The following is an 18,916-nucleotide window of genomic DNA, read 5'->3' on the forward strand; positions in this document are numbered from 1 at the left end:
GCTCCTTTTTACTCCTCGTTTTCTGGTGGCTTTGGTTTTGCAGAAGCTGAATCTTGTTGCCTAACTATATTTTGTTGATTGATAAGACGAGGTCGGGTAAACATTGCCCATCTAGGCAATCGAATAAATGTGTCCTTTTGATCGGAAATATTAAACGGAGCGAGTGGAGACATGTAGGGAATGCCAAAAGATCGAATACTACATAAATGCAGTACTAGGGTAATTACTCCTACCATGATTCCAAACAAACCGAATGAAGCGGCTATCCCCATAAACCCAAAACGAAGTAATCGCACAGCAATCGCTAAATCATATGTGGGTGAAACGAAGCTCGCGATAGCAGTTATTGAAACAACAATTACCATCGCAGCAGAGATCACACCCGCTTCGACAGCTGCGGTCCCTATGACGAATGCACCTACAATAGACATGGCAGATCCAATTGAGCGAGGCATCCTTATGCCTGCTTCACGTAAAATTTCAAAGGTCATTTCCATTAGTACTGCTTCAATAAATGCAGGAAATGGGACACCTTCTCGTTGGGCTGCCAGACTAATGAGCAGTGCAGGCGGTAACATTGTCTGATGAAAAGTTGTGATTGCTATAAACAGCGCTGGTGCCAGCAAAGAAATGCCAAAAGAACCGAAACGAAGGAGTCGAATAAAACTCGCAATATCCGCGCGTTGATAATAATCCTCAGAAGACTGAAAAAATTGTATGAACAACGCGGGAACAATCAGTACAAAAGGCGTTCCATCTACCAAGATGGCTATTCTTCCTTCTAATAATGCAGCCGCTACTGCATCTGGACGCTCTGTATTGTAAATAGTGGGGAAAGGTGAAAGCGGTGCATCTTCAATCAATTCTTCGATATTTCCACTATCAAGAATTCCATCAATATCTATATTATCCAAACGTGAATGGACTTCTTTCACTATTTTCTCATCTGCTATACCATTGATGTACATCACCGCAATATTCGTTTTCGTCCGTGTTCCAACTATCTTTGACTCCATCCAAAGGTTGGGATCTTTGAGTTTCCGACGAACTAATGCCGTGTTTACACGCAAGTTTTCAGAAAATCCTTCACGGGGTCCTCTCACTACCGTTTGGGCCATAGGTTCCGTTACCCCGCGCTCAATCCAGTACTTATTGGAAATGATTAACCCTTGTGCACTGGCATCGATTAGTATTATTGTGTCACCCGACAAAAGGCTGGTGTATAGCGCTTCAAAAGTTGTGCAATCTTTAATTTCACCTACTGTCATTAAAAAATCTTTTAAAATGCTGCTCATACTTTGTCCTGTTGCCAACTTTTCCTGTAATTCAATATCTTTACTATCCAACATAAGTTTTTCTAAAATGGATTCTTGTAACGAAATTGTATTCGTTAATCCATCAGTGTATATAATGCCCGCTTTTAGGTTTCCCTCTTTGCCAATTCGAATTTCCCGAAAAACAATATCCGTACTTTTTCCAAGCGTATCTTTTAATATTTGTAAATTTTCCTCGAGGCTTGCTTTCAATCCGTCTTTCTGATTTTCTGAGGGAACAGCGGTATTTGTTTTATTTATATTTTTCTTTTTAAAAAAACGCATACTTTCCCTCCCTCATTTCTTACTTAAGAATACAATTAAATTCATCCAATTTGAATCCTATTATTCGAAGGGTAATGCCTCTTTTATAGTATTCAGCATGAGCTATTTCTCTTTTTTTCATACGTTTTTTTAAAACCGGTGAAGTACATAGAATTATGATAATATTGGAGTAACTATGAAAGGTGGCGTTTGCGATGGAAAACACGATTACTACTAAAAATCATAAGATATTAGAGAATAAGATGGACGATTAATTTGGTAAATTTTTTTATTTGAAAAGAATACCCTATTGCTCGTCCAATTATTAGGGGGAGCATTTATGCTAAACAAACAAGGATTTGACCTGTGGGCAAATGATTATGATCAAACGGTACAAGTAAGTGAGGAAAATAATTTGTATCCATTTGCCGGATACAAAAAAGTGTTGAATTCTATTTTTAACGAAGTCATGCAAAAAAGGCAATCTACAATCTTAGATATAGGGTTTGGAACAGGTATTCTAACAAGTAGATTATATGAAAATGGACATCGCATTGATGGTATAGACTTCTCGGCAGAGATGATTGCCATCGCGGAGTCTAAAATGCCAATGGCAAACTTGAATGAATGGGACATTTCAAACGGTTTACCGGAATCTGTTCAAGAGAAAACATATGATTCGATTATAAGTACGTATGCACTTCACCATTTATCAGATGAAGATAAAGTGAGTTTCATTCATAAATTACTACCTTTACTATCAGAAGATGGAAAGATTTTCATCGGAGATATTGCTTTTCAAACGCGAGGGGAACTAGAAATCTGCAGAACAAATAGCATTGATTATTGGGATGAAGATGAGTTTTATTTTGTGGCTGATGAAATTAGTTCATCGCTCAAAAATAGTTGCAACTGTGAATTTCATCCTGTATCTCATTGCGGAGGCGTATTCGTAATTACAAGGCAATAACCTTCTATAATGGCACTGTTCATATTTCTAGAACAGTGCCATTCGTATAAAAGAAGGAACTGTTATGGAGGAAAAATAATGAGCGGAATGAACGTACTAAAGCAATTTGGTTTTCACACAGAAGAGGAGCCAGTGAGTATTTATCCTTTTTCACCGGTTTATCGGGTAAGAGGTGTAGAAAAAGAGCTAATTGTTAAGAAGACACAACATCCTATTGAACAGGCTTTAAGATTAATGAAGTATACGGCTACTTTGAAAGAAAATGGAATTAATATCGTAACACCCACAAAATTAACTATGGCTAATCCTCAAACGATTGGCGATCATACATACGTTGTCTATCCTTTTATCGAAGGGTTGACCTATTCAGGGAAAGAAAAGGAAATTATAGAGGCAGGGGAACTTCTAGGGAAAATACATGCTCTTTCGCATACTGAAAATATATTTGAACTAGAAGAGTATAATGTTTTCGATTTCAACGTAGAAGAAGTGACCGAAAGTGTTAAAAAGATAGAGGTAAATGCATCTCCCTATCCTTTTAAAATTGATAACGGCCGTCTGAAAGAGAAGCTATTGCAATTCGTAGCTCAACAAGAAGAGCTGCAAAATTGTGGGTTGACGTATATAACAACGCCACATGATTTCAAGGCAAATAATTTAATCTATACGCCGAAACCGTATTTAATAGATCCAGATAATGCTGCATGGATTCCTAGAATATTTGATCTAGCATTGGCCTTACTTCTGTTTCATAATGAATTAACAACAGCTCCGGATACACCATTTACACCTGAGGAGTGGCGCTTATTCCTGCAAGGTTATAAAAAGTCGGTCAAACTGACGGATATGGAGATAGTCTATTGGAAAAAAGCAGTGGAACACGTTTTTTTAGATGAAGTGATGTGGCTGATGGCGGATGTAGAAGAAGATTGGGCTAATCCGTCTCAACGGATCCTTTTTGAGGGCTTAATCGAGATTGTGCTGGACTCATCAAGCTATTGTCTTGAAGACTAAACTAACAAAGGAATGATTGAAATGATTCGAATATTAGTGGAAAAAGATCATAAGCAGACGATGGATTTCGTTTCTGTAATGCCTGCGGAAAATTTGTTCATTATTGGGGATATCGAAGCGTACGGATTTACAAATACGATACAGAAACTATGGGGCGATTTCACTAAGGACGGTGAAATGCGAGGTGTTCTATTAAAGTATGATAGCAATTTCATCGTGTATGCACCGGGAGAATTCGATGCAAAAGGGTTTGCGGATATTATCAATCGGGATGAAACATATGAATTCATTTCAGGAATCGAGCAGATTGTGCTTAAATTGGAACCGTATTTGACGATAAAACCGTCAAATCCACGTGTGCTTTATTATGCTAAATGTGAACATGCGAATGAATTGCAAGAAGTTCCTGCGCAGATTGAGGTGAAAAAATCGACACCTGATGACGCAGGAAGAATCATCGATCAAATGTATGGAATACCCGAATTTGCTACGAGTACATTCAGTGTTGAACGGAAACGTGAGACACTCAGCAATGGATCGGCGCGTACGTATTTCATTGAAGAAGCAGGCCGTATAATAAGTTCCGCATCGAGTACAGCGGAAAACAGCCAGTCCGCCATGATTGTTGGTGTTGGCACTTTGTCTGGATACGAGAAAAAGGGATTCGCTTCATTTTGCATGTCCGTACTTTGTGCAGAATTGCTGAGTGAGGGGAAGATGCTCTGTCTTTTCTACGACAATCCGGCAGCGGGATCCATCTATAAGCGTATGGGTTTTGTAGATATCGGTAAATGGTGCATGTGGAGTTTCAAATGAAATAATTAATTGAGATGAGTGAATTTTAAGAATGGATATTAGATTATTTGAAGAAAATGACCTTTTGAAATGTACAAGATTATTTATTAACGTCTTTAATGAAGAACCATGGAATGATAATTGGTCTGAAGGAGTAGCCAAGCAATATTTACTTGACTATACGAATACTCCTGGATTTATGGGGATTCTTGCTGTCAAAGAGGAAGTGATCATTGGATTTATTTTCGGTGCTCATAAGGTTTGGTGGAGTGGAAATGAATTCTTTATTAATGAAATGTGCGTCAGTACCGAGATACAAAAAACTGGGATCGGATCAATCCTTTTGAACTATTTATTGAAGAAACTTGATTCAGAAAAAGTAAGCAATCTATCGTTATTAACTGATAGAGGGATTCCGGCGGAGGCATTTTATAAGAAGAATGGGTTTATGGAAATAGAAAGATTAATGTTCTTAAGTAGGGACGTATAAGTTGCTTGCACACGTACGAGAACCGTGTACAAAATGCAAAGGGGAGGAGGAAACAGATTGTCAAAAGGACTAATTCATCATATTGAAATTTATGTTTCTAATTTAAAGAATACCGTTGATTTTTGGAGTTGGTTTTTAAAGGAATTGGGTTATTCGGATTTTCAAAAGTGGGAAGGCGGAAAAAGTTGGCGACTGGGAGAAACGTATATCGTTTTTGTCCAAGCGGAGGAAAGGTTTCTGGACGTACCTTATCATAGGTGTCGGGTAGGTCTTAACCATTTAGCGTTTCATGCGGTTTCACGCGAACATGTTGACGATGTGACCCAGAAATTAAGAGATAAGGGAATTGGGATTCTCTATGCAGACAAGCATCCTTACGCTGGCGGGAAGGACTATTATGCTGTCTTTTTTGAAGATCCCGATCGGATTAAAGTGGAACTGGTGGCCCCTTAACTTCTTCTATATTAAATTAGGTGTGTGATTATCCGAAAATAGTTAAGTTAGATCCTTTTAGTGTGAGTATAAAGTCATGTTTCGCGGATATGTATGTAAAATGTGCGGATATAACGCTCGAACTGTCGGATATCCGTTCAAAATGTGCGGATATAATGCTTGAACTGTCGGATATCCATTCAAAAGGTGCGGATAAAAAATATGAAGCTGTTTTTTCGATCCAATATGCTCATTCTGTAGAATTTTTGTGTGGTATACGGGAATCTGCTGAAAAAGGAGGTTTATCCAATGGAGAGTAACAAAGTCACTTTTAGACAAGCACTGGAAAAAGATCTGGATTACATTGTACAAATGCTTGCGGATGATGTATTGGGCAGTACTCGAGAGCGATATGAACAGCCACTTCCGGAGTCTTATTTGAACGCATTTAAGTCGATTGAGTCTGATCCCAATAATGAATTAGTCGTTGCGTGTTATGGGGATGAAATTGTTGGTGTTCAACAAATAACGTTTACTCCACATTTAACACGTCAAGGTGGGTGGAGAGCAACAATTGAAGGTGTTCGAATCGCACGGGCGGCGCGGGGAAAAGGGATTGGAAGCAAATTAATTGAGTATGCAGTTCAGAGATCTAAAGAGCGCGGTTGCCATATCGTTCAGTTAACGACCGATAAAAAACGAGCAGAAGCATTGCACTTTTATGAGCAATTGGGTTTTAAAGCATCTCATGAGGGACTCAAATTGCATCTTTAATCCAGGAGCTGTTGGGCTTCATCTGGTAATGGTTGGTTGCAGTCCTGTCCTGTCCTGTCCTATGGGGTGTGTAGCGCGTAGACGTTTTTTTCTGTCGGATTTACTGGAAATATGGTATAATTAAATGAAGTTTTTGAACAACATATATATAAATAAGAAAGGGGCAGCTGTGGTGAGTGAAAAGATATTGCAACAAATTTTATACGAATTAAAAGATGTGAAAACTGACATCGGGCATATGAAAACAGATATTCAAGACATTAAAAATGAACAGCAAGTAATGAAATCCCAACTCAATGAAAATACGGAAATGATTCGTGCGATTTACGATAGACAAGAAGAAACAGATGCAAAGCAAGAAGTTTTAACGATGGATTTTCATAAATTGCACGGAGAAGTTGCCTCAATCAAAGTAGAACAAACACTGCACAGTGAAATACTAAAGCAATTGGCAGATGGGCAAGTGAGACAAGAGCGAATTTTGGAGCGTCTTTCATTGCGTTCAATTGAACAAGAAGCCAAACTAATCGATTCAAGAAGAATCGTCTAGGCCACCCGAAACGCTATTCCCAACGGACAAGGGATAGGCGTTTATTTTTTATAAGAAAATAATTAATGGGGTGTATGAATTGAAGTTTATTGAAACAATCGATAAATATTTAACAAGTGAAGATGAAATTATTCAAAGGTATATTATGCATGCGATTGAGAATTATCCTGAATGGCCCGTGTCATGGGCGCAACGATTGCTTGAGATGGTTCATTCATCCCCCAAGCAAACGCTAAACATTATTTACGGAATGGATAATGCAACATACGATGAAAAGGCGATTCGGCTTCTGCTTGATTTGTACCGGAAATCGGAAAAACGTTTTAGAGACCAGTATATCAAATTACTAGCCCATTTAGAGCCAGAGCAAATGGAGGCCTTTTCTGATGAATTGCAAGAGATTTTCACCCCGGAAAATTGGTCCCTTTATGAGCTATTGGCAAAAGGATCAAAAGAAGAAGTCATTGGAAAATACAAGAAAATTATTTTGGGAGCCGAGGAAAAGCAAAGTTTCGATAGCTCCCTCGATTTCTTAGCATTAAAATTCGCAAAAACGATTGTTGAGAAGAAATGGATTACAATTGAGGAAATTGAACCGGTTTTTGCATCTTATGAAGAAGCACCTTACTTTACATATGAAGGAATCTATACAGTGTATATGCTTGGTTTATTAAAAGATAATCGTTATTTACCAAGAATTGCGGGACTGTTTGAACGTGATGAAGATTATTTATTGGAAATGGTTGAAAAGACATTGATTGCTTATCAGAATGACGAGGCTGCGCTTGCTGCTATGCCGTATTTGTTAGAAATGGACGGGTATGCAATTCATTCGATGAGCTTATTAGGGACGATTAAAACGACTGAAGCCGAAAAAGGCTTACTGAAATTGTATCAGATCTATAAAAATTCATTTGAAATCAATCATCTTTCCCGAATTGTGGAATCACTTGGTTTCCATTTTACAGAGACAGCAGTCCAGCCAATTCAAGAGTATTTGGGGTCGGGTGATGATAGTATGTTTGTCGATTCAATGGAACTAGGTTACGGATTCCATAGCGTCATGGGCATTGATCACCCGAAGATGGAAAAGTGGAAAGCATCATGGACTAAGGGGGAAAAGCGTACGGAAAAAGCAATGGGGCAATCACTACTTGAAAATTAATTATTTTATGGAAAACAAGAGACAATCACAGTAGAGAAAATAGGTCGAAATGAACCTTGTGTGTGTGGAAGTGAAAAAAAGTAAAAGAAGTGTTGCGGGAAATAGTGAAATGCGCCGTGCACCGCACAATTCAAACACTAGTCTGATTACGATGTAAATCACAGGCAGTTAACCAATCTACTTCATAAATGTTCCCACTACAAATAATCCCCTCGCAATCCATTTTCGGAGTGCGGGGGATTTGTAAGTATAAAGGATCGTATAGGTATGTACATATTCAATCGGAAGAAGTTCTGACCTTTCCTCACTCATTATCAAATATGTTCACTCGTAGCTGTACTTAAAATAAGCTTCTGCTAAACCTGGATTGAGCATCATTGTTACCGAATTGATAGCTGTAATTTTATGATTTACAACTTTCCACTTAAAGAGCCGAGGAACACGCATTTCAAACGGTACCGTTTCCACTATTGACATCGCATTGTTCCAAAATGTTACTATATTTCCTTCAACTCTCCAAATTTGTTTGTAGTTCGCGTATTCAAAGGCTAGAATGTCTTTAACCGTTTTTCCATTTACAATGTATTCTTGAACATTTTTTAACGCCTTTAATTGATTTAGTATTATAGACAGCCAACTGTACCCGTAGTGACATCTTCTTTACCAACGTCGTCAAACTGTTTAGACGAGCTTTAATTGAGAATTGGAGGATTCTGTTGCTCCCATACAAAAGAATTTCCTTTTTGAATCATTCACAGCTCAATCGCTGTTAGTTTAGGGAGTCGATTTGCTAATGGGACTGCGGCTTCATGAGATGGAAGTGTAAATGCTTCAAGTTCGTTGTCGAAAATCACTTCCTCATTTTCCTATCTCGACATATACCCCCTCACAATATGACCTGCTTCATCCACTGACATATCATGAATTAGGGACAATACGCTTGGTCCGTTATCATCCGGACTATCTAACACGTCGTGAATTTTATATTGTTCTGGTGCGCCTTCTCATATTTCGATTTTGAGATTGTCTTTTGTCATATACACCCCTAGCATTTCATTTTTGTTGGAAGTAAATTTAATAGTCTAAATACACTATCCTATAAACTTTCTAAAATACTAGGTATATTTTAATTGTTTATGGTTAAACTTTATATATTGGTGATTCTATAGTTTCGTATACTTTTAGTCATTATATATACCTACTAGCTGTCTAAACCTCGCGTTATTCAGATAGCTATGTTGAGTAAATGTTTTATTGTTTTAAGGAATGGAAATTTCCAATAGTACATAAATCTTCTAATCTAATTAAATTGCCTTCAAATATTATTTAATAAAATAGTCTTGTGAGAAGACTTGTTACTTTACAAAAACTATAGTGTTTCCATAAGCAGTAAGATATTAAAGAGGATATAGACTTTTTACAATAAAAACCATACCTTTTACTGATGAGGCCATTGAAAAAGTCCTCTTAAAGAGTCAAGTCCATAGTCTTGTGTACTTTCCCTTAATCGTGTTTTCAACTTTTCACTTCGTGTATAGAATTCACGCGATGGCTAACTAACTCGCGACTTTACTTGGAGTGGCGGGCATGATAGCCTGTCTGGGCAGAGCCGACTTTTTTAAAAAAGCCGGCTCTTTAGGCTGGATGATTATGCCCGCAGAGGCTCCATGTCAAGTCGCTACTCGTCATACTTGTGCGTCCTGCTGTTTTTGGGAACCGGCAGATTGACCGAAAACATTTCTTTCCCACCCTTTGTTTCCCTTTGTATAACTCATTAAAACTGCCCCAATTAAACGAAAAGCCGATTGGGTATTTGGGAAAATCCTGATAACTTGTTCACGTCGACGCACCTCTTGGTTAAGACGTTCTAAATGATTTGTAGAACGAATAAATTTACGATGTCTTAACGGAAAATTAAGGTTTTGTATCGCGTCGTCGAATCCCTCATCTAGTATGGTAAGTGCTTTTTCAAATCGCTTTTCCTCTGAAAATTTATCGAAAAACAAATCTTTCAGTCGGCGAATAGTGTCTACATCTTCTGCAGCAAAAATACTGTTTAAAAGACTTCTAGCTTCATCACAATCTTTTTTCGGAAAACAATCTGCAATATTCCTTCTGAAATGAACAGTACAACGTTGCCAAGCCGTTCCTAAAAACTTTTCTTGGATTGCTTTTTTCAAGCCTTTATGCGCATCTGAAGTGACCAGTTTTGGAGACTGTAAGCCCCTAGAGATAAGGCTCTGTAAGAAGTTAGCCCAGCTTTCATAACTCTCGTTATGATCCACTTTCATACCTAGAATTTCCCTGTATCCAGCCTCGTTAATCGCAATCGCGATGTAAACTGCTTTCGATACAACACGATGGTGTTCACGTACTTTAATGTACATTGCATCCAAAAAAAGATAAGGATAATAAGTTGTATTTAAAGGCCGCTCAGCCCACTCTTTCACGATTGGATCCAACTTGGCAGTTAAGGATGAAACGAATGATTTAGAAACACTTTCTCCACAAAGCTGTTCCACAATGTTGGTTACCTTGCGAGTCGAGACGCCATTTACAACCATCTCGAGCATAGATAATACTAAAGCTTGTTCACAGCGAGCGTACCGTTCAAAAACAGAAGGGGAGAACTCACCTTGCCTTGTGCGCGGTACCTTTAACGTGATTCGACCGACGCTAATCGTATAATCCCTTTCGTAATAGCCGTTACGATAGTCAACGCGGTCCTCAGATCTTTCATAGGATCCTGCTTTTAAATAGTCGTCACGTTCTTTTTCCATATACTCATTCAATACTAAAATAATTGTTGATTTGACAACTGATTCCATATTTGAATTCATAACTGTATCTTTTAAATTATCCATATCTATAGTAAAATTAAGTAAGGTCATTTTCCATTCCTCCTAAATGTTTATCGTCGTTGAAAACATTTTAACATAAGGAATGGAAAATGCCTTTTCCTATTTACACAATTATATGGACTCTACCTCTTAAAGTCGTTTTTTCTAAAATCTGTTGATTTCCGCTCCAAGTGTGCGCTTTCCACGGGGCGGGCGGTGAGCCTCCTCGGTTGCTAGCGCTCCACTGCGGGGTCTTTTACTTGTCCCGCGCTAATCCCATAGGGGTCGCCACCTTCCGCTACATTCAGCGGAGTGTGCTAAAACCAGAATGTCCACCTACGAACATAAAGATCAAGAAGTATTTCAAGATAGTGATGAGTTTAATGAGAAGGCGAAATCACGCTATAAAATTGGAGCAAAGGCACGGGTACGATGTGGCCACATCCTCGTCTCTATTTGCCATGCAGATACAAGGGGCAATGGCTATATTTGAGGTCAATCTCAAACGGATTATAACGTTAATGAAGGATATAGAGTAAGAAATAGCAAGGGAAAAAGAGCCAATTCGTTCAAAATCGAACGAATTGGCTCTTTTTGATTTAACACACACTCTTAAGTTTTTCAGTGGCTTCTTTACTAAAAGGTATGGTTTTCAAACATTCTACGGCTATCCCGCCTGCCTAACTTGTATATAAACTACAAGTAAATCAAGTAATGACTATATAGTTTACAGTGTATCTTCATAAGTCAATAAAAAATTTATTATTCAAAATAGTATCATAAAAGTTCTTACTGGGACCACTAAAAATATGGTCCTTTCTATATATCAATAAAGAATATCTTTTTATTGTAGGAAAGTCTTTAATTTGAATTTCAATATACTTACCTTCATCTATATCTTGCCTTACTGCAGTCTGTGGAACGATTGCGATTCCCATACCAAGGCTCACCATTTTCTTTATAGCAAAAATGTCGTAAAGTTCCATACCTATCTTTGGATAAAAGGAGTTAATAGTAAAGTATTCACTTATTTGTTCCCAGTAACTTGTATTTTTCGCATAAACTAAGAACTCTTCGTTTTTAATATCGTCCAGATATACACTGTTATTTTCGGCCAATTTGTGATTGGGTGAACATATTAGAACTGATATATCTGAAGCAATGCATTCACATTCTATTAATGAATTAGAATAAGTTTCGTGTGAGTGTCTAATGATTCCGAAATGGACGTCTCTGTTAATTACCATATCTATAGTTTTTGGGCTAAAGGAAGAATGTAAAACAATATCTACAGAAGGATAATTTTCTTTAAAATCTTTTAAAATATCTATTATAAACCAATTTAGTACGGTAGGTGATGTGGATAATGAGAGCACGCCTTTATGACCTTCTCTATACTCATTGATTGCTCTTTCTGCTTCATGAATGAGAGGGGTAATTCCACTTGTGTAACTGTAAAGTAGAATTCCTGCTTCTGTTAAAAGTTCCTGAGATTTATTTTTTCTATTGAATAGTTGAACCCCCAGTAGTTCTTCAAGATTTTTTAAATGAATACTAACTGTAGGTTGTGTAATGAATAACTCTTTTGCCGCATTAGAAAAACTCCGGGTTTCACATATTTTATTGAAGATTCTAATTTGATTTAAATCCATTATAAATGCCTCCTTTCTCTGTTGAGAACAAATCATTATATTAAACAGGGGATATTATGTATTATATCAATAAAAATATAAAATAAAACCAAAATACTTATAATAAATGTATGCTACAATTATTCAAACGGAATATTTAATAATTTCACACTATTTGGAGGGTTCTATTTTGAGTAAAAACACGGAATTGTCGACAGTAGAAAAAAAGGCTTTATTAATAACAGAGTTTGTAGATGAAGTTGCTATTTTAAAAATTAACAGGCCAGAAAAACTTAATGCGTTAAACACAGAGATGATTGAAGCATTGAAAGTTGAATTGAAAAGATTAGAAGATAATGAAAAGGTTAAAGGAATTATTTTAACAGGTGTTGAAAAAAGTTTCATTGTTGGTGCAGATATTAGCGAAATGAAAAATTTATCCACAGAATCTAGTATTAAATTTATTTCTAATCTACATGAATTAATTAATACCATAAGGAATTTAAATAAACCCGTTATTGCTGCAGTTAATGGTTATTGTTTTGGAGCGGGACTAGAATTGGCTATATCCTGTGATTTAACAATTTGTTCCAAAGAGGCATCATTCGGGATGCAAGAAGTTAAAATTGGGATACCTTCTGTTATAGAGGCGGCATTGTTCCCTTTTATAATTGGTTTAAATAAAACAAGAGAGTTATTACTAACAGGCGATGTTATTGATAGTAAAACGGCCATTGAAATAGGATTAGTAAATCATGTAGTAGAACATTCGGAACTAATGGAAAAGACAATGGAGTATACCTTAAAGATTACTGTAAATCCTAGTTACTCAGTTATGTTGCAAAAACAATTAATTAATAGATGGTTAGATAATGCTGGTTTAAATCAATCAATACAAAATGGCGTTGATTACTTTGGCAGAGCATTTTCACATCCTGACACCAATAAAATTATGGGTGATGCTTTAAAATAGGAGGCAACAAAATGAGTGTATTAGAAGGAATTGTGGTTTTAGATCTCTCAAAGGTAGTTGCTGGACCTACTGCCGGAATGTTATTAGGTGACTTAGGGGCCGATGTTATAAAAATAGAAGAACCTGGACTAGGTGATGAAGCAAGAGGTTTCCCTCCTTTTCAAAATAACATAAGTGCTTTCTACATGGCTTTAAATCGAAATAAGAGAGGCATGACTTTAAATTTAAAAACTGAAGAAGGATTAAAAATTTTTTACAGGATGGTTAAGGATGCAGATGTCGTAATTGAAAGCTTTCGAACTGGAGTTTCCCAGAGATTAAAAATAGATTATGAAAGCTTAGAAAAAATTAATCCTCGAATTATATATTGTTCCATTTCGGGATATGGACGTAAAGGTCCCAAAGCAAATCATGGTGGATATGATGCATTAGCTCAAGCTTATGGTGGTTTAATGAGTGTTACTGGTCTGGGAGAAGAATATCCCCCCGTCCGTGCAGGGTATTCTGTATCTGATGTGACAACTGGATTTAGTGCCACAATGGCTGTAATGGCTGCATTGATTAATAGAGAAAAAACAGGAAAAGGGGATTTAGTAGAAACTTCACTTCTCCAAACTCAAGTTAGTCTAATGTCTTATTATGCTACTATGTATGATGCAACTAAGGTGATTCCTGGTCCTATAGGTTCGAAACACCCTAACTTTGCACCCTATGAGGCTTTCAAAGTAAAAGATGGATACATTATTATAGGTATATCGAATAATAAGATTTGGAACCAATTCTGTAGTATATCTATATTTGAAAGTTTACAGGGCAAAGAAGAATATAAAGATAACGAATCAAGAGTTGAAAATCTATCATCACTTTCTAACGAAATTGAACAAATAACCAAAGAGATGACAAAGAAAAATTTAACATCTATTTTAGAAAAAAATAACGTGCCATGTAGTCCGATTAACAATATTCAAGAAGTAGTCGAGGATGAACAAGTTAATAGTAACAATATGATAGTTAATCTAAATCATCCTGTTGTGGGTGCTTATAAATCTGCGAACGTTCCATTTACGATGGAGAGTTTGGAATATGAGTTTAATAAGCATCCACCTGAAAAAGGAGAACACAATGAAGAAATCCTAAATGAGTTGGGATTCGGTTCTGCTGATATTTTAAAGCTTTCATCTAATAAAGTTATATAAATACTAGAGGTTAAAATTAAAAGGAGGTTTTTTTTTGAAAAGAAAATTATCAGTTTTGTTGGTTTTGGCTTTCACTCTAATAGTAAGCGGTTGTGGAGGTTCCACTTCAGGTAAATCAAGTGATGAAAAATCCTATTTGTCTATTGGAACAACAAATACTAGTTCAAGTTTATACGCCTATTATTCCGGTCTTGCTAAGTCCGTAGGTGAGCAAGCTCCGGAGATTGAACTAACTATTATGGAAACTGGAGCCACAAACGATAACATTACTAGATTGGAAAATGAACAGATAGATATTGGACTTGCAGTAATGGATGGTGCATATGAAGCTTATAGCGGATTAGGTGAATGGAAAGAAAATTCACAAACTGAGTTGAGGAACTTGTTTACCTATACTGAGAACGCTTTATTTTATGTAGTTAGTGCTGATAGCGGTATTGAATCCATGGATGGACTAGATGGAAAGAAGTTTAATGTAGGACTGCGAGGTAGCACAACAGAGTCACAGACAACAAATATCCTGAACTTACTGGGTATAAGTCCTAAAGTTCATAGTGGAGATGTTTCAGATGCGGTTAATGCTGTAAAAGATGGTGATATAATTGGTCTAACTAAAGTTGGGGTAGGCAGCAGTCCAGATGCTACTATAATGGATTTGGAAACATCATTAAAAACCCGATTATTAGGTTATTCGAAAGATCAAGTGACTAAAATTCAAAATGAATATCCATGGTTACGTACAACAGAAATACCTGTTGGTTTATATGATTGGCAAACAGAACCAACTACTACAATTGCTATGCAGATAGGAAATATTACTACAAGTAATCTTGATGTTGATGTTGCTTATAAGATAACAAAAGCGGCATTTGAGGAAAAAGATTTTCAGGAGCAAGCGTATCAATCGCTGAAAAACATGGATTTTACAGAATTAACACTTCAATCACCTATTCCATTGCATGCAGGTTCTGTTAAGTATTTGAAGGAAATAGGGGTAGATTTACCCAAAGAATTAATACCGCCAGAGTTTAAGGATTAATAACAAATTGCCAAAGTAGTTAGGATTTCTTTGGCAATTTATATTTTTAAGTATACTAACAACTTATTTTGAAAGGAGAATAGTGAGATGGGCAATGACTATAATATCGATGAGGAAATAATAGATCCGCGTCAAAGGAGTTTAAAGAAAGTCGCATTTATTGTAGGTGGATCAATTGCTTTTCTATATGCCCTATTTCACTTTTACACTGCGGCATTTGGACCTTTTTCGAATATCATACAAAGAAGTATCCATGTATTATTCGCAATGGTAATGGTGTTTATATTTTATAAACCATCATTAAAAAGTAAAAGTCAGAGCATAAATATATATGATATAATCTTTGCTTCTTTTCTTGTTTTTAGTAGTATCTACTTGATTGTGAATTACAATTCTATTATGACTTCGTCAGCTAGTTCCACTATGGTTCAGGTAATAATTGGTTGGACTACTATTATCCTATTACTGGAAGCATCAAGAAGAGTCATGGGTATAATTTTCCCGATTCTGGCCCTAATAGCAATCTTATATGGATTTTTTGGACCCTATATGCCTGGAATATGGAGGCATAATGGCATTGACTATAAATTCATGATTGAACACCTTTATCTAGGTACTCAGGGGTTATGGGGAATAACTACTTCTGTAACCGCCACGACAGTAGCTATCTTTATTATCTTCGGAGTTATATTGATGAAATCAGGTGCCGCTGATTTCTTTATGAAACTCTCTTTAATCTTAGCTGGAAGAACAACGGGAGGTCCTGCTAAAGTAGCTGTTTTAGCAAGTACTTTTTTTTCAATGCTTTCCGGATCGGCTCCAGCAAATGTAGCGGTAACAGGAAATATAACTATACCTATGATGACTAATTTGAAGTATGATCGAAATTTTGCTGGCGCTGTAGAAGCAACTGCCTCAACAGGTGGACAAATGACTCCTCCAATTATGGGAGCTGGAGCATTTCTAATGGCTGAAATGATAGGCATTCCATACACTGAAGTTGTTATTGCAGCTATAATACCTGCATTTTTATTTTATGTGAGTGTCTTTTTCAGTGTACATTGGAAAAGTGCTGCATTAGGATATAAGCCACTTAAAAAGTCTGAAATACCGACATTGAAAGAGACTTTTAAATTATCTAATGTGATTATAACTATTCTACCTGTAACAGTTTTATTGATAAATTTGTTCGGTGGCACTTCGGCTGCAAAATCAGGCTTTATTGCAACTGTTGTCTGTATAGTATTGTTTTTATTGAGGGACCTAAACGTTTCAAGATTTAAAAATAGATTTTCCAACCTTATCAAGATGTTTATTGAAGCTGGTACGGGTCTTATTCTTATTGCCGTATTGGCTGGAACAGCACAAATTATTGTTGGTTTAATAAGTCTTACTGGTCTGGGAATAAAATTATCGAATTTCATTCTTAGCATGAGTGGAGGATTTAGTCTTTTAACTCTATTCCTGGCGATGGTTGTCTGTATCATTTTGGGAATGGGAATGCCGACTACTGCTGCATATTTGTTAGCTGCTTCAACCTTAGCACCTACTTTAATTATGTTAGGATTTGCACCTTTAGCATCGCATCTCTTCGTGTTTTATTTTGCAGTAGTTTCAGCTATTACACCACCAGTGTGTGCTGCTGTTTTTGTAGCCTGTGGAATATCCAAAGGAGATTGGTTGAAAACTGCTAGCTTATCCTGTTTAATAGGTTTCCCAGCATTTATAGTTCCTTTTATCTTTATTCATCAGGAAAGTTTTTTGATGCAAGGAGATGTAAGCACAATTGTAGTAACCGTAATAACGGCTTGTATTGGTATATACTTAATAAGTGGGGGCTTGATGGGGAATTTCTTTGGTAATCTGAACTTTATTTCTAGAATTGTTTTAATGGTTAGTGGTATGCTGTTACTTTTACCTGGAACAATGACGAATTATTTTGGTGCAGTTCTTGCTATTGTCTTTTTAATGTCAAAAAAGTTTATAATTAAAAATATGAACTTGAAAAGAACAAAATTAATCAAGTCGACAAGTAATGAAAACTAATAAATATAATTACATATATTAGCTTTTCTGACTGAAACTTCGGGTAATTTTCATTGAAAGTACGCCAATCACTTTTCGAATTGACCCCTGGACGGAATGGTGTTTTTAAAAAGAAACATTGTTTCTAAAATTAAGAATCACATCTATCGTTGAAAGCACTTGTAAAAAGGAATTAAATATAAGAAGAAAAAGATTACAGTATTTGGACTACAGGCTTGTACACGGGAAATAATCATTTTCAGCAAGATTGTATAACTTCAAGGATCTGCGTATGTGAACGCTTAATTCACTAGTTAAAGCCCGATCTCTCATAAAAACGAGAAATTGGGCTTTAACGTTTACTTTACCTAAACGTTATTGACTATGGAGTCGATACTTGTCTGACATCTTTCACTACTTTATCAAGTGCAGCTCTCGTCAACCTCCCCGCAATCCCATCTACAACAAGACACGAAGCCTTTTGAAACGACTTTACTGCAGATTTTGTAGCGAGGCCGTATATTCCATCCACAGCCATCCTATAACCTACTTGAACAAGTAAACTTTGTATTTGTACCACTTCGGGATCCACTGCATTCGTAAAATTATTATTCCAACGACCGGTGTGGATTTCGAAATGAAGATGGATTCCTGTACTGTTTCCCGTAGACCCTTTGACGCCGATGCGTTCGCCTTGTTTGACTGTTTGTCCGACTGTTACATTTATGGATTGCAGATGTGCATACACGGTTTCATAGGTCATGCCACCAATTGTGTGGACAATCATAACTGTGTTTCCATAACCGTTTGTATACTTAGAAAAAGTAACTTTTCCAGCAGCAGCCGCAACTATCACATTGTTTGATGGAGTATTTCCGTAATCCACTCCCCAGTGCATCAATCGATTATGAGAAATCGGATGGATGCGGTAACCGAAAGGGGATGTGACACGACCCTCGCATGGTTTTATAAACAAGATATTCCCTCCCTTTTGATCATTCACTGTATTTTTAATTCAACCAACACGTCATGAATTGCAACAAGTTTTGATTCGAGCCGGTGCAAAAGATAGAATGATACGAATATCGGGAAACCGATCTCCTGTATGAGGCTCATCCATTGTTCCATTTCGTTTCCTCCTTTTCTTCTAATAAAAAACCGGTCCCCAGTCTGAAACCTGGTGAACCGGTTGTTGATTGTTGTTATGCGTTTACAAGTTCAGTGATTGTGCGTTCGACAATTCGGGCGCCTGCTACCGATGTCAGTGCAACACCGTCTATTTCGAATACGTCCGAAGTGATGATTTCCTGCATTGCCGCCACGACGTTTTGCGATGTTAAATCTGCACGGGGTTCATCCACAGTCAATGTCACTTTTTTACCGCTTGCTGTGTTGAAATTCAATTGTAGTGTTTTAGCCATTTATTATCCCTCCTTTTTTGATTG

The 18,916-nt window shown here is 36.8% G+C and carries 21 protein-coding genes and 1 pseudogene; 15 read left to right on the forward strand and 7 right to left on the reverse strand.

Annotated features, from left to right (window positions below):
• Positions 1-8: 8 nt before the first annotated feature.
• A complete protein-coding gene (locus ACP8HH_RS02860) occupies positions 9-1,598 on the reverse strand; it encodes a spore germination protein (RefSeq protein ID WP_438315596.1) in 1,590 nt (529 codons plus the stop codon).
• A 319-nt stretch (positions 1,599-1,917) separates the two neighbouring features.
• Between ACP8HH_RS02860 and ACP8HH_RS02865 the strand changes: the two genes are divergently transcribed.
• The 10 genes from ACP8HH_RS02865 to ACP8HH_RS02910 all read left to right on the forward strand — a co-directional run bounded on the left by ACP8HH_RS02865 (position 1,918) and on the right by ACP8HH_RS02910 (position 7,851).
• Positions 1,918-2,547, forward strand: a complete 630-nt coding sequence (locus tag ACP8HH_RS02865) for a class I SAM-dependent methyltransferase (RefSeq protein ID WP_438315599.1) — start codon at positions 1,918-1,920, stop codon at positions 2,545-2,547.
• Positions 2,548-2,625: 78 nt separating this feature from the next.
• The gene (locus tag ACP8HH_RS02870) at positions 2,626-3,561 is read left to right on the forward strand and encodes a phosphotransferase (RefSeq protein WP_438315601.1); all 936 of its coding nucleotides are present in this window, start codon (positions 2,626-2,628) and stop codon (positions 3,559-3,561) included.
• Between the two features lie 21 nt (positions 3,562-3,582).
• Positions 3,583-4,377 (forward strand): GNAT family N-acetyltransferase, encoded by a 795-nt coding sequence (locus ACP8HH_RS02875; RefSeq protein ID WP_438315604.1) that lies wholly within the window; start codon positions 3,583-3,585, stop codon positions 4,375-4,377.
• A gap of 31 nt (positions 4,378-4,408) precedes the next feature.
• The gene (locus tag ACP8HH_RS02880; protein WP_438315607.1) at positions 4,409-4,846 is read left to right on the forward strand and encodes a GNAT family N-acetyltransferase; all 438 of its coding nucleotides are present in this window, start codon (positions 4,409-4,411) and stop codon (positions 4,844-4,846) included.
• 57 nt (positions 4,847-4,903) lie between these two features.
• Positions 4,904-5,299: a VOC family protein gene (locus ACP8HH_RS02885; RefSeq protein WP_438315610.1), complete on the forward strand. Its 396-nt coding sequence runs from the start codon at positions 4,904-4,906 to the stop codon at positions 5,297-5,299.
• Between the two features lie 89 nt (positions 5,300-5,388).
• Positions 5,389-5,598, forward strand: coding sequence for a hypothetical protein (locus ACP8HH_RS02890; RefSeq protein ID WP_438315613.1), 210 nt, complete (start codon positions 5,389-5,391; stop codon positions 5,596-5,598).
• The gene (locus ACP8HH_RS02895; RefSeq protein ID WP_438315615.1) at positions 5,588-6,052 is read left to right on the forward strand and encodes an N-acetyltransferase family protein; all 465 of its coding nucleotides are present in this window, start codon (positions 5,588-5,590) and stop codon (positions 6,050-6,052) included. The genes ACP8HH_RS02890 and ACP8HH_RS02895 overlap by 11 nt, the downstream gene beginning before the upstream one ends.
• 172 nt (positions 6,053-6,224) lie before the next feature.
• Complete coding sequence (locus tag ACP8HH_RS02900) at positions 6,225-6,602, forward strand: hypothetical protein (protein ID WP_438315618.1); 378 nt, start codon at positions 6,225-6,227, stop codon at positions 6,600-6,602.
• A gap of 79 nt (positions 6,603-6,681) precedes the next feature.
• On the forward strand, positions 6,682-7,767 hold the full coding sequence (locus ACP8HH_RS02905) for a hypothetical protein (protein ID WP_438315620.1): 1,086 nt from the start codon (positions 6,682-6,684) through the stop codon (positions 7,765-7,767).
• Positions 7,768-7,806: 39 nt separating this feature from the next.
• Complete coding sequence (locus ACP8HH_RS02910) at positions 7,807-7,851, forward strand: SEC-C metal-binding domain-containing protein (RefSeq protein ID WP_438318992.1); 45 nt, start codon at positions 7,807-7,809, stop codon at positions 7,849-7,851.
• 240 nt (positions 7,852-8,091) lie between these two features.
• Here ACP8HH_RS02910 and ACP8HH_RS02915 read toward each other — a convergent pair whose 3' ends face one another.
• Together ACP8HH_RS02915 and ACP8HH_RS02920 are read right to left on the reverse strand one after the other, a co-directional pair.
• Entirely contained in the window at positions 8,092-8,244 is a 153-nt protein-coding gene (locus tag ACP8HH_RS02915) for a hypothetical protein (protein ID WP_438315623.1), read from the reverse strand.
• A gap of 1,208 nt (positions 8,245-9,452) precedes the next feature.
• Positions 9,453-10,658: an IS256 family transposase gene (locus ACP8HH_RS02920; protein WP_438315626.1), complete on the reverse strand. Its 1,206-nt coding sequence runs from the start codon at positions 10,656-10,658 to the stop codon at positions 9,453-9,455.
• 289 nt (positions 10,659-10,947) lie between these two features.
• On the opposite strand from ACP8HH_RS02920, the pseudogene ACP8HH_RS02925 reads away from it, so the two are divergent.
• Positions 10,948-11,146 (forward strand): annotated as a pseudogene (locus ACP8HH_RS02925) (IS5/IS1182 family transposase); the annotation flags it as partial.
• A 201-nt stretch (positions 11,147-11,347) separates the two neighbouring features.
• On the opposite strand, the gene ACP8HH_RS02930 reads toward ACP8HH_RS02925, so the two are convergent.
• The gene (locus ACP8HH_RS02930; protein WP_438315629.1) at positions 11,348-12,259 is read right to left on the reverse strand and encodes a LysR family transcriptional regulator; all 912 of its coding nucleotides are present in this window, start codon (positions 12,257-12,259) and stop codon (positions 11,348-11,350) included.
• Between the two features lie 169 nt (positions 12,260-12,428).
• Between ACP8HH_RS02930 and ACP8HH_RS02935 the strand changes: the two genes are divergently transcribed.
• The 4 genes from ACP8HH_RS02935 to ACP8HH_RS02950 all read left to right on the forward strand — a co-directional run bounded on the left by ACP8HH_RS02935 (position 12,429) and on the right by ACP8HH_RS02950 (position 17,492).
• Complete coding sequence (locus ACP8HH_RS02935) at positions 12,429-13,211, forward strand: enoyl-CoA hydratase/isomerase family protein (RefSeq protein WP_438315632.1); 783 nt, start codon at positions 12,429-12,431, stop codon at positions 13,209-13,211.
• An 11-nt stretch (positions 13,212-13,222) separates the two neighbouring features.
• A complete protein-coding gene (locus tag ACP8HH_RS02940; protein ID WP_438315635.1) occupies positions 13,223-14,407 on the forward strand; it encodes a CaiB/BaiF CoA transferase family protein in 1,185 nt (394 codons plus the stop codon).
• Between the two features lie 34 nt (positions 14,408-14,441).
• Positions 14,442-15,446: a TAXI family TRAP transporter solute-binding subunit gene (locus ACP8HH_RS02945; protein WP_438315638.1), complete on the forward strand. Its 1,005-nt coding sequence runs from the start codon at positions 14,442-14,444 to the stop codon at positions 15,444-15,446.
• An 87-nt stretch (positions 15,447-15,533) separates the two neighbouring features.
• Positions 15,534-17,492, forward strand: coding sequence for a TRAP transporter permease (locus tag ACP8HH_RS02950; RefSeq protein WP_438315641.1), 1,959 nt, complete (start codon positions 15,534-15,536; stop codon positions 17,490-17,492).
• Between the two features lie 361 nt (positions 17,493-17,853).
• On the opposite strand, the gene ACP8HH_RS02955 is transcribed toward ACP8HH_RS02950, so the two are convergent.
• The 3 genes from ACP8HH_RS02955 to ACP8HH_RS02965 form a co-directional block, all read right to left on the reverse strand.
• The gene (locus tag ACP8HH_RS02955) at positions 17,854-18,447 is read right to left on the reverse strand and encodes a peptidoglycan DD-metalloendopeptidase family protein (protein ID WP_438315644.1); all 594 of its coding nucleotides are present in this window, start codon (positions 18,445-18,447) and stop codon (positions 17,854-17,856) included.
• 23 nt (positions 18,448-18,470) lie between these two features.
• Positions 18,471-18,599: a YvrJ family protein gene (locus tag ACP8HH_RS02960; RefSeq protein WP_438315646.1), complete on the reverse strand. Its 129-nt coding sequence runs from the start codon at positions 18,597-18,599 to the stop codon at positions 18,471-18,473.
• A 74-nt stretch (positions 18,600-18,673) separates the two neighbouring features.
• Positions 18,674-18,892 carry a DUF2922 domain-containing protein gene (locus ACP8HH_RS02965; RefSeq protein WP_438315649.1) on the reverse strand — a complete coding sequence of 73 codons (219 nt, stop codon included), beginning with the start codon at positions 18,890-18,892 and terminating at the stop codon, positions 18,674-18,676.
• Between the last annotated feature and the right edge of the window lie 24 nt (positions 18,893-18,916).

Origin of the sequence: Sporosarcina sp. FA9, from assembly GCF_051550205.1 — a bacterium.
In the GTDB taxonomy this organism is placed as follows: domain Bacteria; phylum Bacillota; class Bacilli; order Bacillales_A; family Planococcaceae; genus Sporosarcina.